Origin of the sequence: Streptacidiphilus jeojiense (genome assembly GCF_000719095.1) — a bacterium.
Taxonomy (GTDB): Bacteria; Actinomycetota; Actinomycetes; order Streptomycetales; family Streptomycetaceae; genus Streptacidiphilus; species Streptacidiphilus jeojiensis.
On the sequence record NZ_JOEH01000047.1, the window covers coordinates 1 to 26,060 of the forward strand.

At 68.1% G+C, this 26,060-nt stretch carries 24 protein-coding genes; 10 read left to right on the forward strand and 14 right to left on the reverse strand.

Translation table 11 applies throughout. The features are described from left to right. The first annotated feature begins 211 nt into the window (after positions 1–211). Positions 212–1,780 carry a recombinase family protein gene (locus IF29_RS0138500; RefSeq protein WP_030266152.1) on the forward strand — a complete coding sequence of 523 codons (1,569 nt, stop codon included), beginning with the start codon at positions 212–214 and terminating at the stop codon, positions 1,778–1,780. A 144-nt stretch (positions 1,781–1,924) separates the two neighbouring features. Here the strand turns inward: IF29_RS0138500 and IF29_RS46585 are convergent, their stop codons facing one another. Together IF29_RS46585 and IF29_RS0138510 are read right to left on the reverse strand one after the other, a co-directional pair. Beyond that, positions 1,925–2,191, reverse strand: a complete 267-nt coding sequence (locus IF29_RS46585) for a hypothetical protein (protein WP_157624143.1) — start codon at positions 2,189–2,191, stop codon at positions 1,925–1,927. Positions 2,192–2,523: 332 nt separating this feature from the next. After that, positions 2,524–2,721 (reverse strand): helix-turn-helix transcriptional regulator, encoded by a 198-nt coding sequence (locus IF29_RS0138510; RefSeq protein WP_157624144.1) that lies wholly within the window; start codon positions 2,719–2,721, stop codon positions 2,524–2,526. A 479-nt stretch (positions 2,722–3,200) separates the two neighbouring features. Between IF29_RS0138510 and IF29_RS0138515 the strand changes: the two genes are divergently transcribed. The 7 genes from IF29_RS0138515 (at position 3,201) to IF29_RS0138550 (ending at position 9,143) form a co-directional block, all read left to right on the forward strand. Continuing rightward, a complete protein-coding gene (locus tag IF29_RS0138515) occupies positions 3,201–3,632 on the forward strand; it encodes a hypothetical protein (protein WP_157624145.1) in 432 nt (143 codons plus the stop codon). Continuing rightward, positions 3,625–4,299 (forward strand): hypothetical protein, encoded by a 675-nt coding sequence (locus IF29_RS0138520; protein ID WP_232242814.1) that lies wholly within the window; start codon positions 3,625–3,627, stop codon positions 4,297–4,299. The genes IF29_RS0138515 and IF29_RS0138520 overlap by 8 nt, the downstream gene beginning before the upstream one ends. Before the next feature lie 33 nt (positions 4,300–4,332). Next, positions 4,333–5,475, forward strand: coding sequence for a hypothetical protein (locus IF29_RS0138525; protein WP_030266166.1), 1,143 nt, complete (start codon positions 4,333–4,335; stop codon positions 5,473–5,475). Between the two features lie 418 nt (positions 5,476–5,893). Further along, entirely contained in the window at positions 5,894–6,808 is a 915-nt protein-coding gene (locus IF29_RS49135) for an Eco29kI family restriction endonuclease (protein ID WP_084715488.1), read from the forward strand. A gap of 219 nt (positions 6,809–7,027) precedes the next feature. Then, positions 7,028–7,921 carry a hypothetical protein gene (locus IF29_RS0138540; RefSeq protein ID WP_157624146.1) on the forward strand — a complete coding sequence of 298 codons (894 nt, stop codon included), beginning with the start codon at positions 7,028–7,030 and terminating at the stop codon, positions 7,919–7,921. Next, positions 7,918–8,652: a hypothetical protein gene (locus IF29_RS46590; RefSeq protein ID WP_157624147.1), complete on the forward strand. Its 735-nt coding sequence runs from the start codon at positions 7,918–7,920 to the stop codon at positions 8,650–8,652. Before IF29_RS0138540 ends, IF29_RS46590 begins: the two co-directional genes overlap by 4 nt. Beyond that, a complete protein-coding gene (locus tag IF29_RS0138550) occupies positions 8,637–9,143 on the forward strand; it encodes a hypothetical protein (protein WP_030266180.1) in 507 nt (168 codons plus the stop codon). The genes IF29_RS46590 and IF29_RS0138550 overlap by 16 nt, the downstream gene beginning before the upstream one ends. 292 nt (positions 9,144–9,435) lie before the next feature. Here the strand turns inward: IF29_RS0138550 and mobF are convergent, their stop codons facing one another. Next, complete coding sequence (gene mobF / locus IF29_RS48705; RefSeq protein ID WP_030266183.1) at positions 9,436–14,421, reverse strand: MobF family relaxase; 4,986 nt, start codon at positions 14,419–14,421, stop codon at positions 9,436–9,438. A gap of 316 nt (positions 14,422–14,737) precedes the next feature. Here mobF and IF29_RS0138560 point away from each other — a divergent pair, with 316 nt between their 5' ends. Further along, complete coding sequence (locus IF29_RS0138560; protein WP_157624148.1) at positions 14,738–15,223, forward strand: hypothetical protein; 486 nt, start codon at positions 14,738–14,740, stop codon at positions 15,221–15,223. Positions 15,224–15,307: 84 nt separating this feature from the next. Next, entirely contained in the window at positions 15,308–16,183 is an 876-nt protein-coding gene (locus IF29_RS0138565; protein ID WP_030266189.1) for a trypsin-like peptidase domain-containing protein, read from the forward strand. Positions 16,184–16,503: 320 nt separating this feature from the next. On the opposite strand, the gene IF29_RS0138570 is transcribed toward IF29_RS0138565, so the two are convergent. The 11 genes from IF29_RS0138570 to IF29_RS44190 form a co-directional block, all read right to left on the reverse strand. Next, on the reverse strand, positions 16,504–17,412 hold the full coding sequence (locus IF29_RS0138570) for a hypothetical protein (RefSeq protein ID WP_030266192.1): 909 nt from the start codon (positions 17,410–17,412) through the stop codon (positions 16,504–16,506). 263 nt (positions 17,413–17,675) lie between these two features. Beyond that, positions 17,676–18,875: a hypothetical protein gene (locus tag IF29_RS0138580; RefSeq protein ID WP_157624149.1), complete on the reverse strand. Its 1,200-nt coding sequence runs from the start codon at positions 18,873–18,875 to the stop codon at positions 17,676–17,678. After that, positions 18,872–19,732, reverse strand: a complete 861-nt coding sequence (locus IF29_RS0138585; protein ID WP_084715490.1) for a phosphoadenosine phosphosulfate reductase domain-containing protein — start codon at positions 19,730–19,732, stop codon at positions 18,872–18,874. The genes IF29_RS0138580 and IF29_RS0138585 overlap by 4 nt, the downstream gene beginning before the upstream one ends. Continuing rightward, positions 19,729–20,778 carry a DUF2637 domain-containing protein gene (locus IF29_RS47185; protein ID WP_051726597.1) on the reverse strand — a complete coding sequence of 350 codons (1,050 nt, stop codon included), beginning with the start codon at positions 20,776–20,778 and terminating at the stop codon, positions 19,729–19,731. Before IF29_RS47185 ends, IF29_RS0138585 begins: the two co-directional genes overlap by 4 nt. Beyond that, positions 20,775–21,428, reverse strand: a complete 654-nt coding sequence (locus IF29_RS47190) for a hypothetical protein (RefSeq protein ID WP_030266212.1) — start codon at positions 21,426–21,428, stop codon at positions 20,775–20,777. Before IF29_RS47190 ends, IF29_RS47185 begins: the two co-directional genes overlap by 4 nt. A 165-nt stretch (positions 21,429–21,593) precedes the next feature. After that, positions 21,594–22,073 carry a hypothetical protein gene (locus tag IF29_RS0138600; RefSeq protein WP_157624150.1) on the reverse strand — a complete coding sequence of 160 codons (480 nt, stop codon included), beginning with the start codon at positions 22,071–22,073 and terminating at the stop codon, positions 21,594–21,596. Between the two features lie 219 nt (positions 22,074–22,292). Then, positions 22,293–23,432 carry a hypothetical protein gene (locus IF29_RS0138605; protein ID WP_030266217.1) on the reverse strand — a complete coding sequence of 380 codons (1,140 nt, stop codon included), beginning with the start codon at positions 23,430–23,432 and terminating at the stop codon, positions 22,293–22,295. Between the two features lie 89 nt (positions 23,433–23,521). After that, on the reverse strand, positions 23,522–23,944 hold the full coding sequence (locus IF29_RS0138610) for a hypothetical protein (protein WP_157624151.1): 423 nt from the start codon (positions 23,942–23,944) through the stop codon (positions 23,522–23,524). Between the two features lie 382 nt (positions 23,945–24,326). After that, entirely contained in the window at positions 24,327–24,650 is a 324-nt protein-coding gene (locus IF29_RS0138615; RefSeq protein WP_157624152.1) for a hypothetical protein, read from the reverse strand. Between the two features lie 165 nt (positions 24,651–24,815). Next, complete coding sequence (locus tag IF29_RS0138620) at positions 24,816–25,085, reverse strand: hypothetical protein (protein ID WP_030266228.1); 270 nt, start codon at positions 25,083–25,085, stop codon at positions 24,816–24,818. A 46-nt stretch (positions 25,086–25,131) separates the two neighbouring features. Further along, positions 25,132–25,575 (reverse strand): hypothetical protein, encoded by a 444-nt coding sequence (locus tag IF29_RS44190; protein WP_051726598.1) that lies wholly within the window; start codon positions 25,573–25,575, stop codon positions 25,132–25,134. Positions 25,576–26,060: the final 485 nt, after the last annotated feature.

Genomic DNA, 26,060 nt, shown 5'->3' on the forward strand with positions numbered 1-26,060 from the left:
CAACCCACCGACACCACCGACCCGACCGCCCTCACCGCCTAACCTCACAACCAGATCACCGACTGGCCGTCAATACACCACGCCAGCAGACGTGACCCGCGTTGGCAGGAAGGCATGAGAGGTGCACCGGAAAGGAACCACCTCGATGTCCCCGCAAGGCCACATAGAAGAAGACGCAGCAGCAGGCCCGAACGACCTTGTCCTGAGGGGCATGCCCGCTGGCCTGGCCAGCCCGGACGAGCTGGAGAAGCAACGCCCGGAAGCCACGCTGCTGATCGCCTACTCCCGAATCTCGGACGACTGGCGAGCTCACAGCAAGAAGAAGGCGGCCCGGTCCGCTTGGACCGCCGGCAAGGGCGTGGCGAACCAGCACCGTCGCAACGACACGAACGCCGCCCGCTTCAACACGGTGATCGTCTACCGGTACACCGACAACGACCTCTCAGCGTCGAAGCGTGACGTCGTGCGACCTGACTTCCAGGCCATGCTGCGCGACCTCCGAAGGGGCGTGACCCCGGAGGGACACCGGATCGACGGTGTGATCTGCGTAGACCAGGACCGCATCCAGAGAACCGATCGAGACTGGGAGGACTTCGTAGAAGCCCTCACAGCGATCAACGGCCGGCTGTTCTGGACTCCATCAGGCTCAAGCGACCTGACGGAGGAGGGCGAGATCATCAAGTCTGGCGTCATGGGACTCGTCAATAAGGTCGAGTCGATGAAGAAGAAGCGCCGCATCCGGGACTGGCATCAGGACCGAATCCTGGATGGGTTGCCGCATAGCGGACCGCGCCCCTTCGGCTGGGAAGAAGACCGCGAAACACTTCGCCCTGCCGAGTCCGACTTTCTGAGCTGGGCCATCGACGAACGGATTAAGGGAAAAGCGGTCTCAACCCTGTGCCTTGAAGCGAAGAGGCAAAATCTTGTCGGCACCAGGGGCGGCAAGATCGTCGGGCAGACGCTCACCCAGATGATGACTGCTCCGCGCGTGTGTGGATTCCGGGCAAACCGAGGAGTTCTGGTCCTCGATGAGTTCGGCGAGCCGCTAGTTGGGAAATGGCAGACCGTCACCACTCCAGAGAAATGGCGTGCGGTATGCGCTACCTTCAGCGACGGCAGCACATGGCTCGCTCGGGGATCAGGCACGCCGCGCATCACAGGCGTAAAGAAGGAAGTGAAGTACCTCGGCAGCGTACTGCTTCGGTGCGTCAACCTCGTAGAGGAGGAGGATGAATCAGGGAATATACGCACCCGGGTTTGCAATCACTCCATCACTGGCGCTGCCACGAAATCCAAACTGAGCCCCTACAACTACACCTGCCAGGGATGCAGGCGGAATGCAATGTCCGGCCCTGTCATCGACCGCCAGCTGCAAAAGTTGCTCTTCGCAAAACTGGCTCGCGCGCAGGTGACCTACGAGCCCCGCGCGTTCACCTGGCCCCGCGAGGGACAGCTTCGGACGAAGATCGAGAAGCTGCGAACCCTTGAGCAGCAGTGGCAGGATGACGTGATCGGGGACGGGATCTTTTACCGGAACGCCCCAGGACTAGAACAAGACATCAAAGAGCTACAGCAGGAAAGATTGAGCTGGGAAAAGGAAAACGCCCAGGGCACTGAAGCCCCAGGCGATATCCTAAAGAAGTGGAAGAGTGGCGAGTACGATCTCTCCCAAAAGCGGTCGATCCTATTCAAGATGTTCATCGCGGTTCAACTTTCCCCTGGCGTCAAGGGAAACCGGACTCCTGATGTCAAGCGACTGAAGCCCATCTGGAACGACTAGGGTCACATCGGGCGAAGCTTCACGCCAAGGATCTCACCAATCTCCTCCCAGCGCTCAATTCCCCAGTGCGGAGAGGTCTCAAGGTGAAGCTCCACCCACTCGTCAATCGCTTGCTCCCATTCCGGCGGGAGGGGGGCCGAGTCATCAACCAATTCGGCCTCCTTCCCTCGGAGGGGAATCGAGGAAGTCGCGGACAGCCGAGCGCTTGAAGGTTCCGCTGTCGAGGCCCACCCACTCGTCCGCCCTGCGTCGGCGGCCAAGCCAGCGCACCAGCAACTTCCCTGGCGCTACATCGCGTATTTGCCCCCGCGCATAGAAACCATCCTTATCTTTCCACGTCGCCATCCAGAGGTGGCCGATCCACTTTTCCGAAGGCTTCTGGGCATACCTGTCGTAGGTCTGATTGTTCATTGTCCTGGCTCCTGGATTGGGGGGATTCCGCCTGCGCTGTCGCCTTCGCCGCCAGCTCCGGCGGCGCTCGCGGCGGGCCGAAGCAAGCGGTTGCACCAGTGGCTGGCCGTCGCTTCACCCGCGCGCCTCGCCGGCCGTGCAGCTCCCCTTCGCAGCCCAAGCCCGCACATCGGCAGGCCGGTACTTACGCCCCCATTGCTCCTGGACGTACCTCGGCCCCCAGCCGCAGACTCCGAGGTCGAGCAAGTCGGCCGGTTTCACGCCAAGCGCGTCAGCAGCTTCCGCTAGGGACCACCAGGGGCGCCGAGGTGCGCTGCTCGCCTTGCGGGAGTTCATGCTTGCCCCCTGCCGCTCGCACCCTGCTGCCGCAGCCAGGACTTCACATCCCGAGCCCAGTACCTGCGGTACTTGCCCACGCGGACGCTCTGCGGCCCCGTGCCCTTCCAGTTCATCTGGTACAGCGTCTTCGGCTGGACCTTGAGGAACGCTGCCGTCTCCTCGTGGGTCCAAAGGTGATCCAACTCAGTCACGATGCACTCTTCTCACGGGTCTATGTCGTATCGACATTCTCTGCTGTCGTTTCGACTTGAGAGGAGCTTCGATCAACCCAACTCTTCATGTCAAGAAGACATAGATATTTGTCATATCGACATAGTCAGCCGTCATAGAATGCGCCATATGCCCTAGTTTTTCCGCAACACAGCGCGGGGCACTTGGCAGTCTGCGCCCTACTACTGCCGTCATATCGACAGGAGGGCAGATCCACGTATGATGTCGATACGACACATTGGAGGATGGTGTGACACCCCAGCCCGTCTCGACGCCTCTCGCCGCCAGCGACGTAGTCGCAGCCCGCCTCAAGGAAGCGCGCGGCCGACGGGGCTGGAGCGTGAAGGACCTGGCTGACGCCTGTGCGCTACGCGGTGTCCCCCACCTCACCAATTCAGTGCTGGCGAACATCGAGTCGGGGCGACCCGACAGGGACGGACGCCGCCGCCGAGACGTCTCGGTGGATGAGCTGCTGGCTCTCGCGCTCGTCTTGGACGTAGCGCCCGCCCACCTCCTTGGGTTGCCCCAGGGCAGCGGCGCATCAATCAAGATCGCCCCGGGCTGCCAGGTAGCAAGCAACCAGGTTCTCCAGCAGTGGGTTCGTGGAGACGAACCACTCCCGACGACCGACGACCGCTTGTACTACGCCTCAGCGCTGGAACAACTCCCTGCGCGCGACGCAGACCAGATCGCGGCACAGCACGCCCGCTCCGTCATCCAGGACCGTGCCAAGGAGATGCTGGCCGGCTTCCATGCGGAGGCCGAGAAGCTGGTTGCCAGCACGGAGGCCCGCATCGAAGCGATGGTCTCCAACGCCGAAGCTGCCGTCGCCAGCGGTGCCACCCCGCAGGAGGTCATCGACATGCTTCGGCAGGCAGACTCGGATGGATGACGTCTGGACTGTCGCGCCCACCGCCACTACTGCTCCGCATCCACCGTACTTTTGGCGTGGCGAAGGTCCGTACCTCAACCCACCACCGCAGCGGGACATCTGCTGCCAAGAGCACGGCGAAGCGCTGGACTCGGGGAATCTCGAAGCCGCTGTGGCGATCCACGAGGCCGGCCACGCCGTGGCAGCCTTCCTCCTCGGCGTGCACATCCCGTCGATTGAGCTGGAGACGATGACGCTTGTCCGTGACTGTGGGGAGGTGACGCGGGTGGAGGGCGCAAACGTCGGGGTGTCGTTCGCGGGCGCCACCAGGAAGACTGCGCTGACGGTGCTCGCGGCCGGCGTGAGAGCCCACCAGTGGTCCCTGCGAGTGACGGAGCTGCTGACACCCGAGCGGATGTTCTTTGCCGAGCGCGGCGGGATGAATGACTGGGGACGAGCGCAGCAGCTAGTCATGATGCTGGGAGACGGCACAGCGCTGACCCCCCACGACTACTGGCGGCACGGGGAAGTAGCCGAGGGCCTACTGTCTCCGCACTGGTCAGCCGTGACCAAGGTTGCTGCGCTCGTAGTCGCGGGGCCGGTGTCCGGCAACGAGGCGGCAGCAGCCTGCGGTCTGGTCAACGCGATCCCGTATAGCACTGGAGCCGATCTCTCGGATACTCAGTAACCCACCCGGTGGCCATTGTGCGACGCTGCGGCCATGGCTGATGAACAACCCACGTCGGACGAGTTGCTGGCGATGTTCGATACCGATGAAGGTCGGGCACAGATGGAGACGCTGACCGAGGCGTACAACTCCTTCGCGTCGTCCCAGGGCATGTCCCCGGTCTCAGTCGAGGAGATCTGGGACATGCTGCACTCGGATCAGGGCCGGAGCATGCTCAGCCACTTCATCCCCGTGTGGGGAAAGACGTTCCAACTACCGGATGAACGCAGCCAAGTTGAAGGGCGAGCGCCGGCTGATCTAGCCGACAGGGAACTCCACCAGGCGGCCTTCGGCCTGGTGTCGAACTTCTCTCAGAACGTGGCGCAGCGCAGGATTCAGGCAGTCTTCCAGGAGGGAGTGACTGGCGACCCCGCGTTCCCCTTCCCCATTCCGACGAAGGCCGACCAACAGGTGCTGACACTGCTGACTGTCGCGGCCGAGGCCGCAGGTGCGGCTACTGCACTGCTCGGCGCGTGGGCGTCGACGTCGGCGTTCGCACAGTTGCGCTGTCTGTACGAGACGCAAGCCCTTGTCGCGTGGCTGGTCAACGGCACCGAGGGAACATTGGAGGCGCGGGCACTCGCTCTGACGCTGGACACCATCGACCTCTTTGGCAGGGGCGAGGATCACTGGTACAAGGCGGCGAAGACGTCTGGTAACCCGGAGCTGCGGAAACACGCGGTGCGCTGGCGGAAGCTCAAGTCGACGCTTCAGAAGTCGCTGGACACCTTGTGGACGCAGCGGGGCTATCCGCAGGTGGAGAAGCCGAACCGTCAGCTCCTGTTCGACAAGCACCTCACCGACGCGGGCGGATATCCGGCGTTCGCCATGTTCTCGAACGCCGGCGGCCATCCGAGCCTCATGCAGCCGATCCTGCTCTACACCCACTGGGAGACTGGCCAGATCGGCTACGACTTCGCCAACCTCCACATGCAGCGGGCGTATTGGATCACCCAGGTCGGCACCGCATTCCTGGGCCTGATGGACCTGGCAGCCCCAGCGCTCGCCTGGGACGACTGGGCCGAGGAGTCCACTGCTCTGCGGGCCGAATTCGAACCGGTGGCCGCGGAGGCGTCGAAGCGATACAGCAGCTGCTTCGACGCCGCGATGGCCAAGCGCTCCGGCGGCGGCGCATAGCCCCGGTCGGCGCCCGGTTGCGGCTGCTGCGGTGACGCGGCCACTGCGGCAGGCTCCTGTTCAGCCTGCCGCCTGCACCTCTGTGGAGACGGACGGTTCTTCAACGCCCCCACATAAGGCCCATCGCCATGAGGCCGACCGTCACGCAGGCTCCTACAGCTCCGCCCGCCATCATCAGTGACGCCGGCACGCTCCCTCCATCAAGACGCTTAAGGAGCCCGGCCGTGATCCCGCAGATGATGGACACCAGTGCGGTGATCACTACCACCAGGAGCGGGACCAAGTACGGCGTGCCTGACATATCGAGAACCTCCATCTAGAGCCTTGGAAGTCCAATGTCATCCATTCGGGGCGTTAGGATGTTCAGCTCATACGATGCTGAACACTCTTGAACAGACGCACGTACACGGGGGCTGGCATGGCAGAACGCGACTTCTTGGCGGAACTCGCGGCCGAGCTGACGCAGGCAAGGGCCGCCAAGCGTTGGAGCGTGGAGCGGCTGGCCAGGGAGTGCGGACTGAGCAGGACCACTGCAAGCCAGGCGATGAACGCACGCCGGGGCCGACCTGTGCCATCGGTCGAGACCGTTATCGCCATTTGCAGGGTCACCGGGGTGGACAGCCGTGCATGCCTCCCGCTCCTCGAACAAGGCCGAGACCGCGAGAGGTTGACTGCACCGGGACCGCGGGCAGACGACGGTAGTCGGCAGTTCACTCGGGAGCCAGACGCGACAGGCTCAAGCGAACTTGACGCACCGTTTAACCCGCTACGCCCAGAGAACCTGGAGCGAAGTGTGCAGTGGGCGCTGGAGTCCGCTCCACCGGTACCGCTAGCTCGTGAGCTCCAGTCGAACAGTGGCTGTGGAATCTTTGCCCTCTACTACACAGGCCCCTTTGACCTCTACCAGCCGGTTTCTTTCCCCGCCTGCCTGACACCGCTCTATGTGGGAACCGTTCGAGCACCCTGGCGACGGCAGGGCGGCCAGGTGGACGGACAAGGTGGGATGCGCAGGAGGTTGCGTACCTATGGCCAGTCGATCGATCAGTGCAACAACCTGAACCTTCCCGACTTTCAGACGCGCTACCTCCCCGTGGAAGAGATGTTCCTAGATGGGGCCGAGCGCCTGCTGATAGGCGATCACCGGCCCGTATGGAACACGGTGGCGACGGGGATCGGCATGCGAGTGGTGAGGGGATCGCAGGGACTTCGGACTCGATGGGATGAACTACACCCCGGACGTGCCGGCGTGGAAGCTCTCAGGCCATCCTCCCAGTCGGCCGACGAGATCCGAACTGCGGTTCGGCGTCACTTCGAGGACGACACCGACGCGTAGTGCGACCAAGCCGAATGCGAGACCAAGCTGAAAGAACTGGCTTGCCAATATTGACAGTTACTCGGGCAAGGGGACAGCGACCAAGCCGGAACGCGCTTCACATGGCAGCACATCGGCGCGAGACACCCTCCCCCAATTGGGTGATGATGGCAGCCCGTACGGCCAAATGGGTGAACAGATGCCGGGCCACTGTCAGTGGCACTCCATACGTTTTGCGCCATGGAAAGCATTTGGCATGAGCCGGGGGAAGACTTCTCCGGCGAGCAAGTGGAGCGCGGCCGGCGACTGCTATCGCGCGACGACATGCTCACCAGCGAGGGGTTGCACACCCGTCTCGAAGTTGGCGATCTCCTCCTGGAAATTTGCCCCCCAGCGGAGGGCAAGGATGAGACCGGACGCGGGAACAAGATCCTTAAGTTCGCCTCGGCCATCGGACTCGCAAGCGGTACAGCCAGGGAGTACCGTGCGGTCGCCGAACTCTGCACCCAGGAAATCCGCCGACGGGTCGCCGACTCGGGGGTAGCGGTCTCGTACACAGTTCTGCGCGAGGCTGCCCTCGGCCACTCCATGACGGAGGACGGCAAAGCCGAGATCGGGGCTGAGCAGCGCTTCGAGATCCTTTTCAGTCTGATCACAGAACCAGACCGCAAGAGGATCACTGCGGCCGAGTATCGCGCTTCAATCGGTGCACGGCCCGTACCCAACACAGTCGCCACCACATCACCGGCGAAGATCGCAGAACAACTGCAACGCGCTGATGTCCGCGCCGAAGTCCTGTCCATGGTGCTCGACTCACAGTTCCTTGCAGAAGCATTCGACGCCGATCCGACCACCGAGAGCAGGCTCCGAGACTGCATGGCTGAACTTCGCCGCGGCGGCGAAGAGGACGGGGACCGAAAGTCACGCCTGGAGCTACCTCATGATGACAGGATTCGCTTGCAGGTCCGACAACGAGTGCAGTGGCTCCGCAAGTTGGTATCCATGGGACCAGCCCAAATCGTGAACGTTGCGGATGAGGAGACGATCGAAGAACTCATCAGCGCACACGCCGAGGCATCCGCATGGGTCGAACAAATCACCCAGTATCGCGCACGTGGAAAGGCCATGGCATGAGCAATCCATCGCGCTTCGCCACTTCTTCCGCTCACACCCGGCAGTGGCTCACAGAGTGTTACGCAGATCTACTGGACGAGCCGCAACGGGAGGCTCGCAACTCCCAGCTGCTGCGCCGCATCCTGGATGCCTTTGTGGACGGCGAGTTGGCGGCGGCTGAGTACATTGAGTCGATCATGGGGCCAGCAGTCAAGACGCTGGAAGCCGAGCTGTGCATGAAGTTCGCCACCGCTGACGTAGATGGCGGAACAGGCTGCAAGGCAGGTCCTACAGGCACCCAGGAGCCGGGGGCAGGCCCTACTGGGACCGCGCCGCCAGGAACCATCATCCCCCCGCAGCCCGGCCCTCTCGCTCCGCCACAGGGTCCACCGTCCACGCCAGGTCCCGGTCTGTGGTTTGGGCCGGAGCAGTTGGCGCTCCTTCCCCTGGATCTGATCCAGGCTCGACGCGTGGAGGTCGCGCGACGCATCGCAGCAATCAAGACGGAGGACAAGCGTCTGCGCGAAGTCGAACGCGAGAGCCGAGAGTTCCGTGGACTGATGCGCGATCAGCTTCCCGATTTGGTAGCGCAGCTGAAGACACTCGAAAAGGCCGTGACTGTGTTCAAGCAGGCCGCGAGCGACACCGAGGCCATGGCGAAGCTTGCAGAAATGGGCATTGGCGCAGAAGACCTGGGCCTGGGCGACCTGGCCTCGATGTTCAAGGAGGAGGCGGCATGTCCGCAGAGCTGAGTGATTCCATGCTCTGGCACAACTACTGGCTCGGCATGGTCGGGCCGCGCCAGCGCGAGCAGCGCCGAGGCGAGCACCGGGCTGACATCGTCACCGTCACTGGCTGTGTGGTCGAGGTCCAGCATGCAAGCATGTCGCCCACCCAAATCGACGGCCGTGAGCGCGAGCACGGGCACATGATGTGGATCTGGGATGGCCGTGAGTTCTACCAGTCCGGTCGGCTTCAGTTGGCGTCCTTCAACGGCGGTGTCGTCCAGTTTCACTGGCGCAACCCCCGCCGGACGATGCGGGCGTGTCGGCGGACCGTTCTCCTAGATCTCTGGCAGGTTGGCGAGACTGGGGAACGCATGGTGTTGCAGGTCGACGCCCTTGGCGAGGATGGCCGGGGAGAGGGGCGGCTGATCACGCACCGCGCACTTCGTCTCTGGATGGTGAGCGGAATTGAGTACCGCTCATTGACTGAACTGCCCGGCAGGGAGAGTGCTGCCTAACGACTCCTGACAACGACCTCGCAGCGGAGTTGAGGACTCCGCAGCGGGCAATGTGGGGAACGGATCGCGATACCCGGCTCCGCATCATCGAGAGCCCAGACACGGGGCACAGCCGGCGTCGGGGGGCCGCTCAAGCCGCCGACTGCCAGCTGTGCCCCGTTAGCGTTGGCCGCCCAGCGACGGTGGCCACCGGCCCGGGGTCCGCCGGAACCCCGGTGCTCATCCGGGCCTTCGGCCTGGATGTGGCTGTTGTTCTAGCACAGACCACCGGGGGTGTGCTGCTGCTTCGGTGCTACCGGATGCGCGGTCCCTGCTGGTCCGGGCGCTGGCGCGGCGGCTGCTGGATCGGGGGCTGCTCGGGTCGCCTGTCGGTGCGCGGGGCCGACTGTTGCGGCTGGGCGGGGCGGGGGGTCGGGGTGTTGCTTCGGACGGTTCGGCCGTTGCGGGCTTGGACCTGGTCGCGGTGGGCGGCGCGTTCGGCTGCGCGGCCTGCGCGGCGGCGGTCAGCGAGGCTGGGCTCGGCTGCCGCACTGGGTTCGGCGGTGCTCGGTGCGGTGGTGTCGGCCGGGGCCGGGCGGCTTTCGGGGGTGAGGTGGCCGTGTTCGGTCATCACGGTGGTCAGGGGGTCCACGACGGTGACGAAGCGCAGGGCGGCGCTGTCGGCGACGGGGGTGTGCTGGAGCCAGGTGGCGCCGGTGCGGGTGGCGATGTCGTTGATGACGGTCTGCTGCTGCTCGGGGGTGAGGGTCTGGAAGACGTCGGCGGCGAGCCGACCGCGGGCGGTGGTGTCGGGTGTCGGCGTGGTGCTGGTGGGCACGGTGCCGGTGCGGCTGAGCTGGCGGGCGGCGAGAGCGGAGGCGGCTGCTGCCCAGTAGGCGGTGTGCCCGTGGCGGCCCTGTTCGATGTAGGGGCCGGCGGGCTGGGCGGGGTTGTCGTCGGTGACCTGGTACTGGTCGCGGTAGGCGGCGATGGTGGCCAGGTGCTGGGTCCAGACGGTGCGGGCGGCCGGGTCCGCGGGGGCATGGCCCAGGCTCTGGCTCCAGTCGGGGCGGCTGGTGGTGACGCGCTCGGCCAGGGCGGTCATGCGGTCGGCGATCAGCTGAGCGCGGTCGTCCAGATAGGTGCGGTGGGCCTGGTCCATGGCCGGGTGGTGCTGGGGCGCGGCCACCCATCCGGGCAGGTCCCGGCGCGACGTGGCACCGGCGTCCTGGAGGACGCGGCCGTGCTGGAGCAGCTGCTCCAGCTGGCCGCCGGAGGCGCTGGCGAGGGCGTGGTTGAGGTCGGTGCCGCTGTTCTCGGCGGCCTTGAGGGTCCAGGCCAGGGTGCGCCACTGCTCGGCCTGGCGGTCGGTGGTGCGCTGGTCGGTGGTGGGGGCGGTGGCGAGGTAGCGGTTGATGCGCCAGGCCAGGAGCAGGTTGACGCTGTCCGCGCCGTCGATCGGGCGGGATTCGACAGCCTGGTGGAGCAGGTGGCCGGGCTGGTGACCGGCGGTCTCGGCGCGGCGCAGTGCAGCGGCCAGTGCGGGCCAGGCGGCTTCGGCGCGGGCCTGGTCGGCGAGGTGGTCGCCCAGGGCGTGCTGGGCGGCGGCCTGGTGGCGCAGGGCTGCCGGGACGCGGTGCTCGTCGGCGGGAATGCCGCGCTGGACGGCGAGTTCGGTGGTCTCGGTGGTGAGGTGGTGCACCGGGTTGTCGCTGCGGGTGGTGCGGGCGTGGGCGGTGTCGAGGAGCAGGTTGGTGTCGTGGCCGGCCTGGTGGGCGGCGACCAGGACGGCGGCCAGCTGCGGCCAGTCGCGGTGCTGGGCGACGGCCGCCGCGGTGGTGTTCGAGCGCTCGGCGACGGCGGCGGCGTAGCGGTCCAGGTCGGCGGCGGAGACGTAGGGATTGCCGGCGGGGGTGGTGCCGGAGGCGGCGACGGTGCGCAGCAGCTGCGGTGTGCGGGTGGCGGTCTCGGGAGTGAAGGCGGTGCTGGTCAGGCCCAGGAGTGCGGCGTAGCGGGTGGCGTCGGCCGCGGTGGGCTGTTCCAGGTGAGCGGGGGCCTGGTGGTCTTCGGTGTGCTGGTTGATGCGCCAGGCCAGGAGCTGGGCGGGTGAGTCTGCGGCGGTCAGGTCGCCCTGGCGGGCGGCGGCGGCGAGCAGTTGCTCCGGCTGCCAGCCCTGGCCCTGGGCGGTGCGCAGGGCGCGGGCAACGGCGGAGAAGGCGGGGTCCTCGGTGATGTTCTGGCCGAGGTCCGGGCCGAGGACCGTGGTGGTGAGCTGGGTGTAGTGCTGGCGGGTGAGGGTGTCGGTGGCGTGGTCGTAGCGCGGAACCAGGGTGGCCAGCGAGACCGCCTCTTCCTGGGCTTCGGCGATGGTGTCGGTGGCCGAGTGCTGGGCGCCTTCGCGGGCCAGGACGCGTTCCAGCACCTCGCGGGCGGCGAAGGTGTCGGGGTCGTGGCGGGTGGCGTCCATCTGCTCGTCGGTGTCGAACGCCAGCAGTTCGTGGGTGACGGTGTAGAGGGTGGTCTTCTCGCGGGCGCGGGAGAGCTGGACGTACAGCTGTTCGCGGGTCATGTCCTCGGTGACCAGCGGGTGGGCGGTGTCCACGGTGCCGCCCTGGGAGCGCATCACGGTGGAGGCGTAGAGCAGCTGGACGTTGGCGGCGACGTAGTCGGCGGGCAGGGTCAGGCGGCCCCGGTGGTCTAGGTGCCGGACGCGGAGCGAGCCGTCCTTGTGGCGCTTGACGACCTCCCAGGCGTCGCCGTTCTTCACGAAGTCCCGGCCGCTGGTGGTCGTGAGCTTGCGGTTGTTGTCGCGGGTGACAATCCAGTCGCCGCGGCCGGCGCGGTTGCCGTCGGCCAGCAGTACGCCGTCGGCCTCGACCTGGCCAGCGGTCACACGGTCCTCGCGGGCGCGGGCGGACAGGGCGGTGACGTCGGTGTTGGTGGCGGTGCTGATCAGGGTGGTCTTCCCGGCCAGCATGTCGGTGCGCCAGCCCTGGTAGGCGGCATCGACCATGGCCTGCCGCGACCCGCCGACGATGCGCTCGTTCCGCTCGTAGAAGTCGAGACCGGACCCGTTGCCGACGCGCAGCTTGAGGGTGGCGGCGGCCTCGTCCTTGTTGTTGAAGCGGTGCAGTTCGGTGAGTTCGTAGGCGCCGGCTTCGTGGTGGATCTGGCGCAGGATGCCGCCCGCTTCCACCGAGGAGAGCTGGCGGTAGTCGCCGAGCAGGCGCACGACCGCGCCGCGGGCGGCGGCGTACTTCACCAGGGCATCGACGTTGGCGGTCCCGGCCATCCCGGACTCGTCCACCAGCACCACGTCCCCCGGGCGCAGCACGTAGGAGGCGCGGCTGCGGGGCACCGGGCCGCCGTTCTGGAGTGCGGTCGCGGCGGGGCCGTCGGTGTACTCCCACAGGAACTTGTGCAGGTTCTCGGCCGGTCGGCCGAGGTCCTTGGCCAGCACGGCGGCGGATGCCGCGGAGGTGCCCAGGGGGATGACGCGCTGGCCGGCCTGGGCGGCGACATGGACGTACGCCTGCATCGCGGTGGTCTTGCCGGAGCCCGCCGGGCCAAGGCCCAGGACGACCATGCGGGGGTCGGTGGCGAAGCCGGTGACCAGCGCGCGCTGCCCCTCGTCCAGGGTCTTTCCGCGGCTCTCGAAGCCGTCGATCGCGGCGGTGACGAAGGGTCCGGACAGACCGACCGCGGTGGGAGTCAGAGCGGCGGTGACGACGCGTCGTTCGGCGTCCAGCACGGCCTGCGAGGTGTAGCGCAGCCCCGCGTGCTGCTCGAAGACCGAGGTGCCGTCCGAGCGCTGGAGCTCGGTCGGCTCGGTGATCAGAGCGGGTGCGGTGACCTGCACGCTGCGCTGGGGGGCCAGCGCGGCGGCCACGACCGCCGTGGTCCAGGCGTCGTGCTGCTGACGGTCGGCGGGGGCCAGGTCGCGCACCAGGCGCTCGGCCTGGGCACGGACGTTCCACATCGTCCACACCGCCCGCTCCTCCCCTACTGCGGCGATCACCTGGTCCGCGAGATCAGCGAAGTCGTGCTCCACGGCGGCGGCGGGCTCGGTGGGCTGGGCGGGGGTGGGGACGGCGGCCATGACCTGCTGAACGGCGTCGGCTCCGTGCGCCTCGGTGAGGCTGCGGGTCCAGTCGGCGCGCATCTCCTCCAGGGACCGGGCGGCCTTCTTGCCCTCTCGGGTGTCCAGGTTGGCCTGCCGCGCCAGCTTGTGCGCGACCGCCTTCGACGGGTCGCGGCCGTGGTCGGCGCGGTAGGTGCGCAGCAGCTGCTCGTAGCGCGCTTCGATCTCGGTGCGGCGCGCGGAGAAGTGGGTGATGAACGCGGTGGGGACACCGGCGATCTCGCGCACCGGCTGCTTCTTGCCGCGGGTCTCGCGGGCCTCGAAGGTGACGCCGAGGCGGGCGGTGAGCTCGGTCTCGAAGCGGGTGTTGTAGAACTCGCTGGCGGCAACCGTGGTGGCGTACAGGGCGCGGGCGTCCAGCGCCCGCCACTTCCCGTCCACGCCCATGACCTTGCTGGAGACGGCGACGTGGGTGTGCAGGTTGGGGTCGCCCGCACGGGAGTCGAAGTGGTCGAACTGGGCGGCGATCAAGCCCTTCGTCTCGATCTGGGCCTGCCCGGTGGAGCCGGTGCGGGTGAACGCGGCGTGCTCCTCCAGCAGCTCCAGCGCAGCATCCCGGGCGGCTTCGTGCGCCTGGCGCACGGCTCCGCGGACCTCCTCGCGCTCGTCCAACGCCCACACCAGGGCGGCGGACTTCACCGGCGCGAACACCACGTCGAAGCCGGCCACGGCCGCGCGCTGACGCGCGGACTCCTCCCGCTTCACCTTGCCCACCTCCGCGGCGGTCGGCGTGCGGTTCGCCTGCTTCTCCAGCACCTCCAGCCGGTCGGCGACGCGGGACTCGAACGACGCCAGAGCCTTGTACTCGGGGAACGGCCGGCCCAGAGTCGCAGACTTCACCGCGGCGGCGACGACCTTCTCCCGCTGCTCCTTGCCCATGTCGGCAGTGACGTTCGCCTCCAGGTACGCGGCAATGATCCGCGACGCGTCCGGGTGCTGACCCAGACCGTAGAGGTGCTTCATCTGCTCCTCAGTGACGGTCTGCCCGGCCAGGTCCAGCAGCGGGGCGCCGGAGCCCACCCAGACCCCGGGGGGGTTGCCCTTGGCCGTGTAGTAGTCGGCAGCCGACTGGCCCCGCTGGCGCTGCACGTCGCCGCCCGCGACCTGCCGCGTCAGGTAGGTGTAGCCGGTGCCCGACGTGAGCTTGTGGATGGTCATCAACGCGACCACCGCCGGTTCAATTCAGCCGGGATACAGCGAGGGGACGACGCTATTCGCGCCGCCTTTTCCACTGCTCCCGATCGTGTCATGGGAGCAGCTTATATCCGCGCAGCGGGCCATGCTCAGAATATCTGCAAGAGGTGTCTGGATGGCTTGATCCGGCTGGACTATGCGCAGCTCAGACGGCCTGCTTGAGCGACTGCGAAGATTTTTTCGCAGCTCGCTTCTCATTACTTCTCGTCATTTCTCGTTGTTTCTCCGGAGGCGACAGAGAGGCTTTTCTACCTGGGCTTCTGCGGTTATGGTGCTGCGCATGAGTGGACGAATTTCCGCGTCGCGGTCGGCGGCGCTAAAGGCAGCACAGGAAGCCAAGGGCAGGCGGGATGCCCTGCGTCTGGCGCACGAGCAGATGGTGGAGTCGGCGCTCGCCGACTGGTTCGAGGGGACGACGCGAGCGGAGGAGCTGCGGGCGCGGGCGCAGGCCAAGGCGGCGCAGATCCTCGCGGACGCGGAGGCCGCCGCGGCGCAGCCGGAGGCGGCGGCGCGGCGCGCGCTGCGGATGCTGGTCGGCCTGGGTGAACCGCGTGATCAGATCGCGGCGCTGACGGGGCTGACGTTGTCGGACGTGCGCGGCGCGCTGGCGACTGCGGAGGCGGAGTCGGAGAGAAATCCGGTGACCGCGCGGGTGGCGAACGAGGCGTCCGAGCCTTTGGAGGCCGCCACTGGCACCGGGCCTGCCGTGGTCGCGGTCGTCGATGGGGCAGCCGTTGCGGCCGGGGCCGCGACGGACCCGCCGTAACCGCTGCGGCGATGGAAGCACGTACGCCGTGACGAGTCATCGCCTGCATGAGCCCAACCAGCTGCCGGAATGGGAGGATGCGGCATGGCCAAGATCGATGCGCGGACCCTCTACTCAGCTGTCCGCCTCATCACTGATTCCTTCTATGGCGCTACAACCGGTCGGATCGGGGGTGGCTCCGGCTTCATCGTTACCGACGCTGTAACGAACCGGTACCTCGTCACGAATCGCCACGTGCTCGACCGTGGCTTCGTAGATCCCGGAAGCTGGGAACTCGCCTCGGTAACGGTGAAGGGCGAGTATCAGACCTCCGTGATGGACCTCCTAGGGACGAAGACCCAGGAGCTCACCGTCAACAACCCGCAGCCGGTATTCCCCACTGATCGGCAGACGGACCTGGCAGTACTACCGCTCGATGTGCCATTTCGTGCAGGCCAGAGCCTCGCGGGCACGGGAGTGTTCAACAGCCTCCCTGTGACCATGCTGGCGACTACCGCTGACGTCACTTTCGGTCGGGTGGGGGTCAACAGCACTGTCGTGACGCCGGGCTACCCAGAAGTCGGGCAAGAGGTGGCTGACCGCCCCATCCTTGTCCGAGGCGTAATTGCTACGGACCCCCGATACGCGGCCGAGGTGGGAGGGAGCAAGTTTCCCGGTGAGGTGCTTTGCCACTCGTTCAGCTGGAACGGCATGTCTGGTTCCCCGGTGCTCGTCCTCGTACCGAAGGAAAGGACCTGGGACGTCGTGGCAACCGGCGACGTCGATGACGTTCTCTTGGCGGGTGTGAACGCGGGTCACATCAAGACGGGCGGAGAGACAGCCGGCGTTCTCACGCGCTTCGTCCAAGCTGATGCACTGGCCACGTTGCTGTCCAGGGCCGGAGCGCAAGGCGTTCCGACGGTGCTGAAGTCCCTGCCGCCGTCGGAGGTCACGGGGGCGGGTGCGCCGCAGACCGATTGAGCATGGTCTTCACTTTCGACCTGGTGACCCCGGTTCCCGGTACCAGCTGTAGGCCGACATCGCTCCGCGGGTCCAGGCCAACAGGAGTTGTGCGGCCTCGTCCATGAGGTCGGGGCTGTTGAGGAACTTGATCAGGGCACCCGCTGGGTTCGCTGGCATGGTGGGCGATGTCGGGTCTGACCTGTGGCGACGGCTGTCCGTGGCGGGTCAGCGGCGGGGTTCATGTCACCGCGGGCGCTGCGGGCGCCGCCCGTGCCATCCCCGGCCGCTGCGGGACCTGGTGCCGGGCATCGGCACATCTGCGCTCGGCGCGGGTGGGCTCAGCGCTTCCAGAAACCGTCGAACTCGGCGGGGTCGTACTTCTTGACGGTCGCGGTGGGGTCCACAGACTCCGGCACCTGGGCGCCGGCTTCGCGTGCGCGTTGCAGCCGGTGGGTGATGGCCCCGATGGTGACGCTGTAGTGCTCGGCGAGTTCGCTGGCGCTGCGCGGCTCGCTGAGCCAGGCGCGTTCCGCAGCGGTGAGCCTGGCGGGCTTCTCGCTGCGGACGTTGTAGCCCAGCTTCTTGAGCTCTGCGAGCAGTGCCGCGCGGGGCCAGATCCGGTTGCGCCCGACCTTGCCGGTGGACATGGCGGCGAGCTCGGGTCGGCGCAGAAGGGACTTGGCGGCCTCGCGCCCGAGCCCGGTCTCCTCCTGGATGCCGTTGATGTCGATATCGCCTTCGGTGATCTTGGTCTTGGAGGCGGCCGGGGTGGCGCTCTTGCCGGTGGCGGCGGCCACGGGGCGGATGCCGCCGAGGGTCGTGCGACGGGAGAGCCAGGCTGCCACGTCGCCCACCCGGCGGCGGCCCAGGGAGTCGCCTGCGGGGAAGGGGTCGTTGCTGGCGGGGCCGTAGAGAGCGGGGTAGGCGCTGACGGTCCCTTGGGGCAGTCCCGTGCGCTCGGCGATGGTGGGCAGCGTGACCAGTTCGGCGGGGTCGTCGCCGAGCCCGCTGGTGTCGATGCGGCCGGCTTCGTTGTCGGCCAGCACCTGGGCGACGGCGGTGTTGGGGTACAGAAGCGCCTTGCCGCGCTTTCCGACGGAGTCGGGCCAACCGGGGAGCTTCATCATCCAGTTCCGCACGGTGGCGACGGACACGCCGCGGGCTCCAGCGATCTCCTGTGCGGTGATCTCGTCGGGGAGCCCGTCCAGGCGCGCAGTGGTGGGCGCTGGCGGGGTCTCGGCGGACATGGTGATCGGTCTCCTCGGGGCTGGTGGCGAAGCGCAACCTGCGGCGGATGACCCGCATCCCGGAGATCGTCGTCTTCGGGCTGATGCAGCTGGTCAGGTTCCCGCCGCGGGGCACCTGCGTCATGGGCTAATTTAGCTGCTGCGAGATCGCACCTGCTGGTGTCCTCGTGGGAGGCGACCGGCGGCTTGCCCAGCCGGTCCTTGAGGCCGGCACGACCCCCTCGGGGGACGTGCCGCCGGTCGCCGTCATCGTCGTGAAGCCGCTATGCGGCGATGGTCAGCGCGGAGCCGCTGGGGGGCGCCTGCTGCTGCTCCGAGAGCAGCCTGTCCCACCAGACCTCGAACCCCGCGCGCTGCTTCGGCACCGCCCCGGCCGGGGCCACCGCGAGGCTGTGCTCGACGGCGGGGAAAGCTGCTCTGCGGGCGACGACTTCGGCCCGCCGGATGCCGTACTGGTCAGTTGTCACCGGCACGCCCGCCTTGCGGGCCAGCCAGGTCATCGCCTCGTCCGCTTCCCGGCGGCTCCCGGTGTGGTGGATGCCGACCGAGCGCCAGGCCGCACCTTTGCGGGTCGGGTCGTCGCGGCGCGGGTGGATGATCCGGCGCACGTCGTAGAGCGTCCACTGCTGGCCGGGGTGGTCGAGGCGTTCCTCGAACCGGCGCTGGACGTCGGCGAGGCCGTGGTCCTGCACCACCTGGCGTGCGGAGAGCTTGCCGAAGAGGCGCGAGCGCGGGTTGAGGGCGAGGGCGGTGTGCTCCAGCGCCAGGGCGAGGGCACCGACGTCCGGTTCGGCCCGCCAGCGCTGCACCAGCTCGGGCAAGCCGCGCCGGCTCGCTGAGAAGGGGCAGTAGCCGCAGGCCGAGCGAGACCAGCTCTGGCCGAACAGCGCGTGGAGGTAGGCGTCGCAGTCCTCGCGGTCCCATGACCAGTCGGTGATCAGCGGGTACTCGGGCCGCCGGTTCGCGGTGGCGTAGTCCTGGTCCCGGAGCGCGCGCCGGGTCTCCTCGGCGGCGAAGCCAAGGACGTGCCGGAACGGCTGGCCGCGGAACTCTGTGGCGTACCAGCGGTCGAGCACGTCGCCCTTCGCCCGCCAGCTGCACAGGCGCCGCTTCGCGGCGACCTGGGGGACGGTGCCGCTCGCCATCAGCTCGTCGGACAGTCGCCACGGCCCGCGCATGATCATTCGCTGCGGTGCACGGGAGTCGTCCAGGACGACATACCCGCCTGCCTGGGACGCGCGGGCCAGCTGAACGTAGCGGACCTGGTGCTCGCGCATCAGCGGCAGGAGGTGCCGCTCCATGAGCTTTCGGGTGACGTCCGGCTCGTCCCCGGTCATGGCGGTGACCACGGTCAGCTGCTCCAGCGGGAAGGTGCGGCTGGCCGGCTCGACCAGCCAGCGCGCCAGGATGGCGGCGCTGTCGATGCCCATGCCGAAGCTGAGGGCGACCGGCATCCTGCTCACGCCGCGCACCCGACCTTGAACCGGAAGGTCCCGCCGGAGCCGCAGGCGGCGAGCGGGTGCTCCCGGGTCAGCGCCTCCGGCGGCAGCTCCTGCGCCTCCTCGACGATCTGGGCCATGGACCAGTCGTTGCGGAAGCGGTGGCCGATCTCGTCCTCGACCTGGGCGTACTCGGCGGCCAGTTCGGGGTTCAGCCGGGCGGAGACCAGCAGGTCTCGGCGTGAGGCGAGAGGGCACAGCCGGCAGGAGAGGCGGCTGACGTGGGCGTAGGCGGAGTGCGAGGGTGCGCCGCTGCGCCGGATGGCCTGCCAGACCTGGTCGGTGCTATAGCGCAGCACCGGGTGCCAGACGGTCACCTCCTTCCGGCTGGTGCTCACCGTGCGGTCCACCGCCAGCGCCGGCCGCTGTGCGCGGGCGCGGCTCTCCTCCGCGCGGATGCCGAGCGCGGTCAGCAACCGGGCCGGTCGGCCAGGCGTGGGGGTGCTGCGGGCGAGCTCGGTGTAGAACTTCCGGGCCACGTCCCGCTTCATCGCGCTGGTGCAGTACCTGGCCCGGGGGCTCATCCACATGCCGCGGTGGCGCACCATGTCCAGCAGCGTCCCCTGCTCGCGGCGGCGGACCTCGAAGGCGACGCCGTAGTGCTCGGCCTGAGCACGGGCAAGGTCCGCGGCGCCCTCCCACTCTGCAGAACCGAGATCGCAGTGAAGGGCGACGGCGCGGTCCAACACCCCTGCGTCGTCGGCGAGGGCGACGCCTCTGTCCAGTGCGGCGAGTCCGTCCTTGCCTCCGGAGAGGCTGAACACCAGGTGGTCATAACCGCGCAGCCTTCTCCTGCGGGCGATGGTCGATGAAGTGATCATGCTCGTGCCTTCTGTCGTGTGCTGCCGGGCGAGGATGGCTGTTTGGTGCTTCGCGCCGGTTTGGGTGTGCTGGGGATGGTGGTGACCGATGCGAGCGCTCCGACGTCCTGGTGCTCGTCGCCGGGGGGCTGGGTGCCCGTGGGTGGCTCGGTCCGGATCGCCTCTGCGAACGGCTGGGTGCGAGCGTCCTCGACGGCCCGCCGTGCCTCGCCGACTCGCTTCTCGCACCACGAACGGGCGTAGCCGGTGGTGCGGGTCAGCTCCGCGTAGTCCGGCGTCCAGTCCTCATCGGCGGTGATCTCGGCTTGCAGCATCTGCACGACCTCGGCGCGGGTGGGGCGCCCCGCGGTGCCTGCCCTGCGGTCGTCACCCCGTTCACTGCGGCCGTCGTCCGCCTCCCGTACGCCTTCGCGCGCCCCACGCGGCTGTCGCGGCGCAGCAGAGGAACCGGGGGCACCGCGCCGCTGTACGGGCTCGGTCCGTACGGGGCCGGTGCGTACGGGCTCGGTGCGTACGGGCTCGGTGCGTACGGGCTCGGTCCGTACGGGCTCGGTCCGTACGGGCTCGGTCCGTACGGGCTCGGTCCGTACGGGCTCGGTCCGTACGGGCTCGGTCCGTACGGGGCCGGTCCGTACGGGCTCCGTACGGGTCTCGATCAGGGCGGCAACAGCGAGGAACGCCACCTGCGGCCAGGCGGCCATCACGCATCCCCAGACGGTGGGCTGGGCCGTGGCCAAGTTGCTGGCCAGGCTCATGGCGACGCCAAGGACGAGGACGCCGCGCGGCCAGCCGGTCGGCTGGCCGCGCCGGCGGCGACGGCGGATCTCGGTGATGGCGGCGGTGGCCATCAGCTCGACGCTGGCGGCGATGGCGTCGGCGACCCACCCGCCTTGGCCGGACTGCACCGCGACGGTCTGCACGTGGGTGAAGGAGACCGAGAACGCGCAGAGACCGAGGACGCTGGCCACGATGGTCGCCGTGGCCTCCTCGTTCCGAGGTGCACCGCCAGTGTGCGGGGCCTCGCTGACGGCGCTGGTGTTCGTCACCGGCGCGGACCGAGCGTGCGGGCCAGCTCGGTGAAGCAGGCGGCTTGGACGATCAGGTCGGCGTGCTTGAGCAGAGTGCGGCTGGCCTCTCCGCTGCTGCTGGGCTGGACGGCGGCGAGGCGGCGTAGCTGGTCTGCGGCGTCGGCCAGCACCGCGCTGAGGGTGGTCAGGGTCCGCACGGTCAGCCAAGGGGTACGGTCGCCGGAGCCGCTGCGGTGGTCCCCGTCGGTGCGGCGCTGCGCGATCACCTGGAGACCGCGCTGCGGATCGTGCCAGTGGAGGGGGTCGGCCGGCTGCGTGGCGAAGTCGCAGTGAGCAACGAGCCGGTAGTAGTAGCGGGTGCTGCTGGGGAGGTCTCGGCGGCTGGTCCCGGTCTCGTCCATGCGAAGCGCGAGGATCTGGGCGAAGGTCTCGAACTCGGCGGGCTCCGGGTCTGACTCCTGCTGGCGGCAGGTCATCAGGTATTCGGCGACGGTGGGGATGACGACGTGCGGGTGGCCGTGGCGGGCGTAGAAGCGGGCCAGGGGCTCGCCGTTGTAGTCGTGCCAGTCGATGACCGCAATCGCGGACAGGTGCTGGTAGGGGATGCGGACCGGCAGCGGGTTCTGGTGGTCGGGGGTGCGGGAGTGTTCCCAGCTGTGGCTGGACATGGTGCGGTTGCTCCTCGGCGGTGCCGTCGTGGGGTGCGCGCCTCGGCCGGTTGCCCTCCGGCGTCGGTGCGGTGTTGCTGTGCTCGCCGCTGCTCGGATGGCGGCGCGGCGGTGGCGGGTCGCGGGTGGGGCCGCTCGATGCGGCCTCACCCGCGCCGCGGCCGGTCAGGCGGGCTGCGTCTGCGGGAGCCTTTGCCAGCGGTATCCCGTCCACATCTCCCATGAACGGTGGGACAGGCGGGCGAGCTGGGCTGCCGCCTCGTCGTGGCCGTGCGGGTGGAGTGCCCGGGGCACGGTGGTCAGGGTCGTGCTGAATCCGTCGGTGACCTCGCGGGCGAGCAGCCTGCCCCGCTCGGCCGCCGCCGCGATGGCGAGAGAGACCTCGTACTCCTCGATCAGCGCTTCGTGCACCTGCTGGTCGGTGGCCGGCTCGCCCTTGAAGAGGCAGCTGGCCACGAAGGTGCGGAAGTCGTTGAAGTCGTAGCTCTCAAGGTCGGCCGGGAGGAACTGCGACTCACCGGTGCCGCAGCTCTCGATGATGCCGAGCTGTTGGCCGCTGCAGTGGACGTGGGCGCGGTAGGCGACGCCGGTGGAGAGCTCAAGGTCCTCGTAGTAGACGACGGTCAGGGGCTGATCGGCTGGCATCGCCAGGGGACTGTGCAGAAGGTTGATCATGGTGGTCACGTGACGCTCCGCAGGGTGGTCTTCGTGGGTGTCGCGCGGGTGCGCCCGGTTGCCCTCCGGACGGCCCGCGGGGTTGGCCGGTCGGGCGGGGTCGATCCCCGCCCGACCGGCGCGCGGCCCGGCAATGACCCTCGGGCCGGCCGCTCGGCGGCGACACCGCGAGGTGCCGCCGCCGGAAGGTCAGGCAGCTGCCGCCAGCTCCATGGCGCGCAGTCCCTGGGCCTCAAGGTCGTGGGCCTCGTCGGCGTCGGGCAGGGTCTGCGCGACGGAGGTGACCGCGTGCAGCACTCCCCCGGCCGTGACGTCGCCACCGGCGATGAAGTGGTTGAACAGGGCGGCGCGGGTGTCCTCGTTGAAGCGCAGCGCCTTGCTGACGGTGGTGATCGTCTCTTCGGGGTTGGTGATCGGCGTTCCCGCCGTGGACTCGATGCGGTGCAGTTGCTCCTGAACGTAGGACTCGCGCAGGAACGTCCGCACCGCGTCCGCGGTCTTCGACGTGACCACCTGCAACACGCGCTCAACCGTCTCGTTGCTCCACTTCACGACACCGTCGTCATGGCGTCCGCCCAGGTGGACGTTGCGCTCCGCATCCCGGGTAATGGTCATCCCGTTGTTGCAGACCTTGAACACCAAGCGGGGGGTAATGGTGAACGCGCCGCACCCTGTCTCGGAGTTGCTGATCTCGAAGCCTGCGAAGACGACGGGGTTGTCCGCTCCCCTGTCGCCGGTGAACGGCGAGCGGTAGTTGCGCAGCAGCTTGGGCGCGTAGGCGCGGACCTGGTCGGCGATGATGCGGACGTACATCCGCTTGTCGGAGAGGTCGCAGCTGTCGATCCGGACGTCAACTCCGGCGCTGCGCACACCGTCCAGCGCGGCGGTCAGGATGTCCAGGTTGTCGATGATCCGGTAGCCGGTGGAGAGCATCGCTCGGGCGACGCCCTCGCCCTGGTCGCCCGGGAGCAGGGTGCGCACCATGAAGGAGCGGTCGGTACGGTCAAGCCATCCGTTGACGTTGGCGTCCCACAGCTCCGGGGCCTCGGTGCGGACCTTGCGCAGGTAGCCCACGGGGATGCCCAGCTTCTCGGCGATGCCGGCTTCGCAGACGCCGGTGGGCCGGAAGGCTCCGGCGCGGGTGGTGACGCCGGTGGGGCTCAGCTCGTGGGCGGTGCCCTGGATGATCAGCCGCCCGTCTTCGGCGCGGATGGTGGAGGCGGGGGCCACCACGTCCAGCTTGCGGTGGTGCTCGTCCTGGAGGAGTGCGGCGAGCTCCCCGAGGGAGGCGTTGCGGGAGGGGGTGCGCGCAGCGAGAGTTACAGTCACTTCGGTCCTTCGCACTGGAGGTTCTTCGTGGGTGCCGGTCGGGGTTGCCCTCCCCTTCCAACAAGTACAACTATATAGCCTTAGGGGTTCTAAGTCAAGCTCTTTCGGTGCGGATCGACGCTCTCTTGAGCGCCCTCGGCCACCGCCTCGAACGATGTCCGGCGCACATGAACGGCCCCATCCCTGCCGCGCTCCAGGGGCTCCGCACGGTATCCAGCGCAGAAGTCCTCGTCGCAGTAGCAGTGCTCCACGCGCACCAGCTGGCCGCGCAGTTCGGCCAGGGAGCCGCAGTAGCGGGCCACCTCGCCCGGCCCCGGTCGGACAGGCGGCTCGAATGCGGGGGTGGCGGCCGGCGGGGGGTCAGCTGGCACGGGATACCCGTGGTGTCTGCGGGCGTCGGTGATGTAGGCCGCGCCGTGGCGCAGTCGCTGCGCCTGCCCGACGTAGAGGTGGTCATCCATCTCGGGGTGGTACCACTCCACATGGATGGCGGTGACGGCGGTTTGGACCATCGTCCCCAGGAGGCCGGCCGTCGGGTGGTGGACGCGGAAGCCACGAGCAGTCAGGCGCCACAGAGGGTGCCGGTCAGCGGGAAGGGACGCGTCTATCAACCACCCCCACTCGCGGGTCAGCTCGGCACTGGTCAGCTCGTCCAGGCATAGCGTCACGGGGCCGACGTCGTACAGCGACAGCTGCCCATCGGCGTCTCTGCTGGCGGCGTACAGGGAACGGAGTGTGAGGGGTTTCAGAGCGGGGTCTCCATCGGGCGAGCGGCTTACCTGGCTGAGGCGGGGCGGGTCGCGCGGCAGCCGCGGGGGCGGCGGCTCGATGCCGTCGCCCCCGCGCCCGCCGCCGCGCGCCCCCGGCGGTGGAAACCGGGGGCGGCGGGGGGGATTACCGGCGGGTGACGGTGATTCCGCCTTCGGGGTACTCGGCGTCATAGCTGACGTCCCAACCTCCGTGGTCCGCGATTGCGGCGGACCATCGGCGGCAGAAATTGGCGTGCAGGGCTGCCTGGTCCGGGTTGTAGTCGCGGACCTTGAACAGGATGTTGACCTGGTGGGAGCCGCAGCGTTCGGTACGGGCGCGGTTGGTCCGGACGTAGAAGCCGCTCGCGGTGGTGAAAGAGAACCGGCCCAGGGCCGCTCGGCGGAAGCCTGCGGCGGCGAGGAGCTGCGCCACGTCGCGCCGGTCGTTCTCTTCGTGCGCTTCGTTCATCTCCCAGGACTCAGCCGGGCGAGTCTCCCGGCGGTCGGGGGCGACGATGGCGTTCGGGGGCTGCATGGCGTGCCTTTCGGTTGGTGCTTCGTGGGCTCGGCCGTGGGTTGCCCTCCCTCGGCCTGGGGTTCGTGGGGGCGGGGCGTCCGCCCCCACGCGCCGTTTTTACTCGTCGGTGTCGAGTGCTTCATAAGCGCGCTCGGTGCGGTATTCCCGGTAAGCGCGCATGACCAATTCTTCTCGATCGCCCGGGATTTCGGCGGCGTCGGCCAGGTGGCACAGGTCGGTAATCATGGACTTCAAGACGCTGGCCAGGGCGTCGGGGTCGTCCAGCATCTGGAAGCTGATGCTGTCGGTCCGCCTGGCGTAGTCCTCCAGACTTGGGCGAACGAGCTCGGCGCTTTCGGCGTTGGGCGTGATCAGGATGGACTGCACGGGATTCTCCGATCGACTGTATGGACTGACCAGGGAGGTTCGTGGGTCAGTAGTCGTCGGGCAGGCAGTCCCGCGCGAGCGTCGGGGTGAAGTGGAGATCGCGCTCCACGAGGATCTGAGGGTAGATGCCGACCAGTCGCCCGCCTTGGCTCACGGCGCGGGGGGCGATGCAGAGTTCTTCGAGCTCGATGAGGTTCACGTAACCCCATTCGCCGGAGGGGTAGTTGACGCGCGCCCAGCCGAACGCCATTCCCGTTTTCGGGTCCAACTCCGCTATATACCAGTCAGATCCGCCGGTGAAGTAGTGCAGATATATGGTCTTCTCTTCTACCGCCTGGCCATCGGTGGCATACAGGGCCGGGATCTTCGCCAGGTCCTCGAACGGTGGATAGAAGGTGTGGCCGCGCTCCCTGCGGTTCTGCTCGGGGACAACTCCCCATTCTCCCGAGGGGAGTTCGACGCGGCCCTTATCGATGCGCACTTCGGTCACTGAACTGAGACCCTTCGCTTGATGCCTTCGTGGGTCGGTCTCGGGTTGCCCTCCCTCGACCTGATAGCTCAATACTATATCTATAGGGGTTTTGCGTCAAGCCTTTGAGGACTGGCGGGCTGGGTGTTTCAAGATCGTCTGTGGGTCGGTCGGCGGCGGCGCCCGGCCCCGCGCAAGCCTGTCCCCGGGGGATGCCCGGCCCCCCGAAAGCGCTGCCAGGGGTGAGGCGGCGGGAGTCCAGGGCCGGCCGCAGGCTGGTCGCGCAGCGACGCGACGAAGGAGCGCCCTTGACGCCCGCCGCATCACCCCGACCATCCGCGACAGGGGCCGAAGGCACCCAAAAAGACAGCCCGGCGCAGCCGGACCCCACCGCCCCGAAAACACAGCCGCGCCGAAGGCGCGACGACATGCGAAAGGCCGGTGGACACACCCGCGAGGGGTACCTCCGAGGAGGCGTTGGCACGTGTCCACCGGCCAGAGACCAC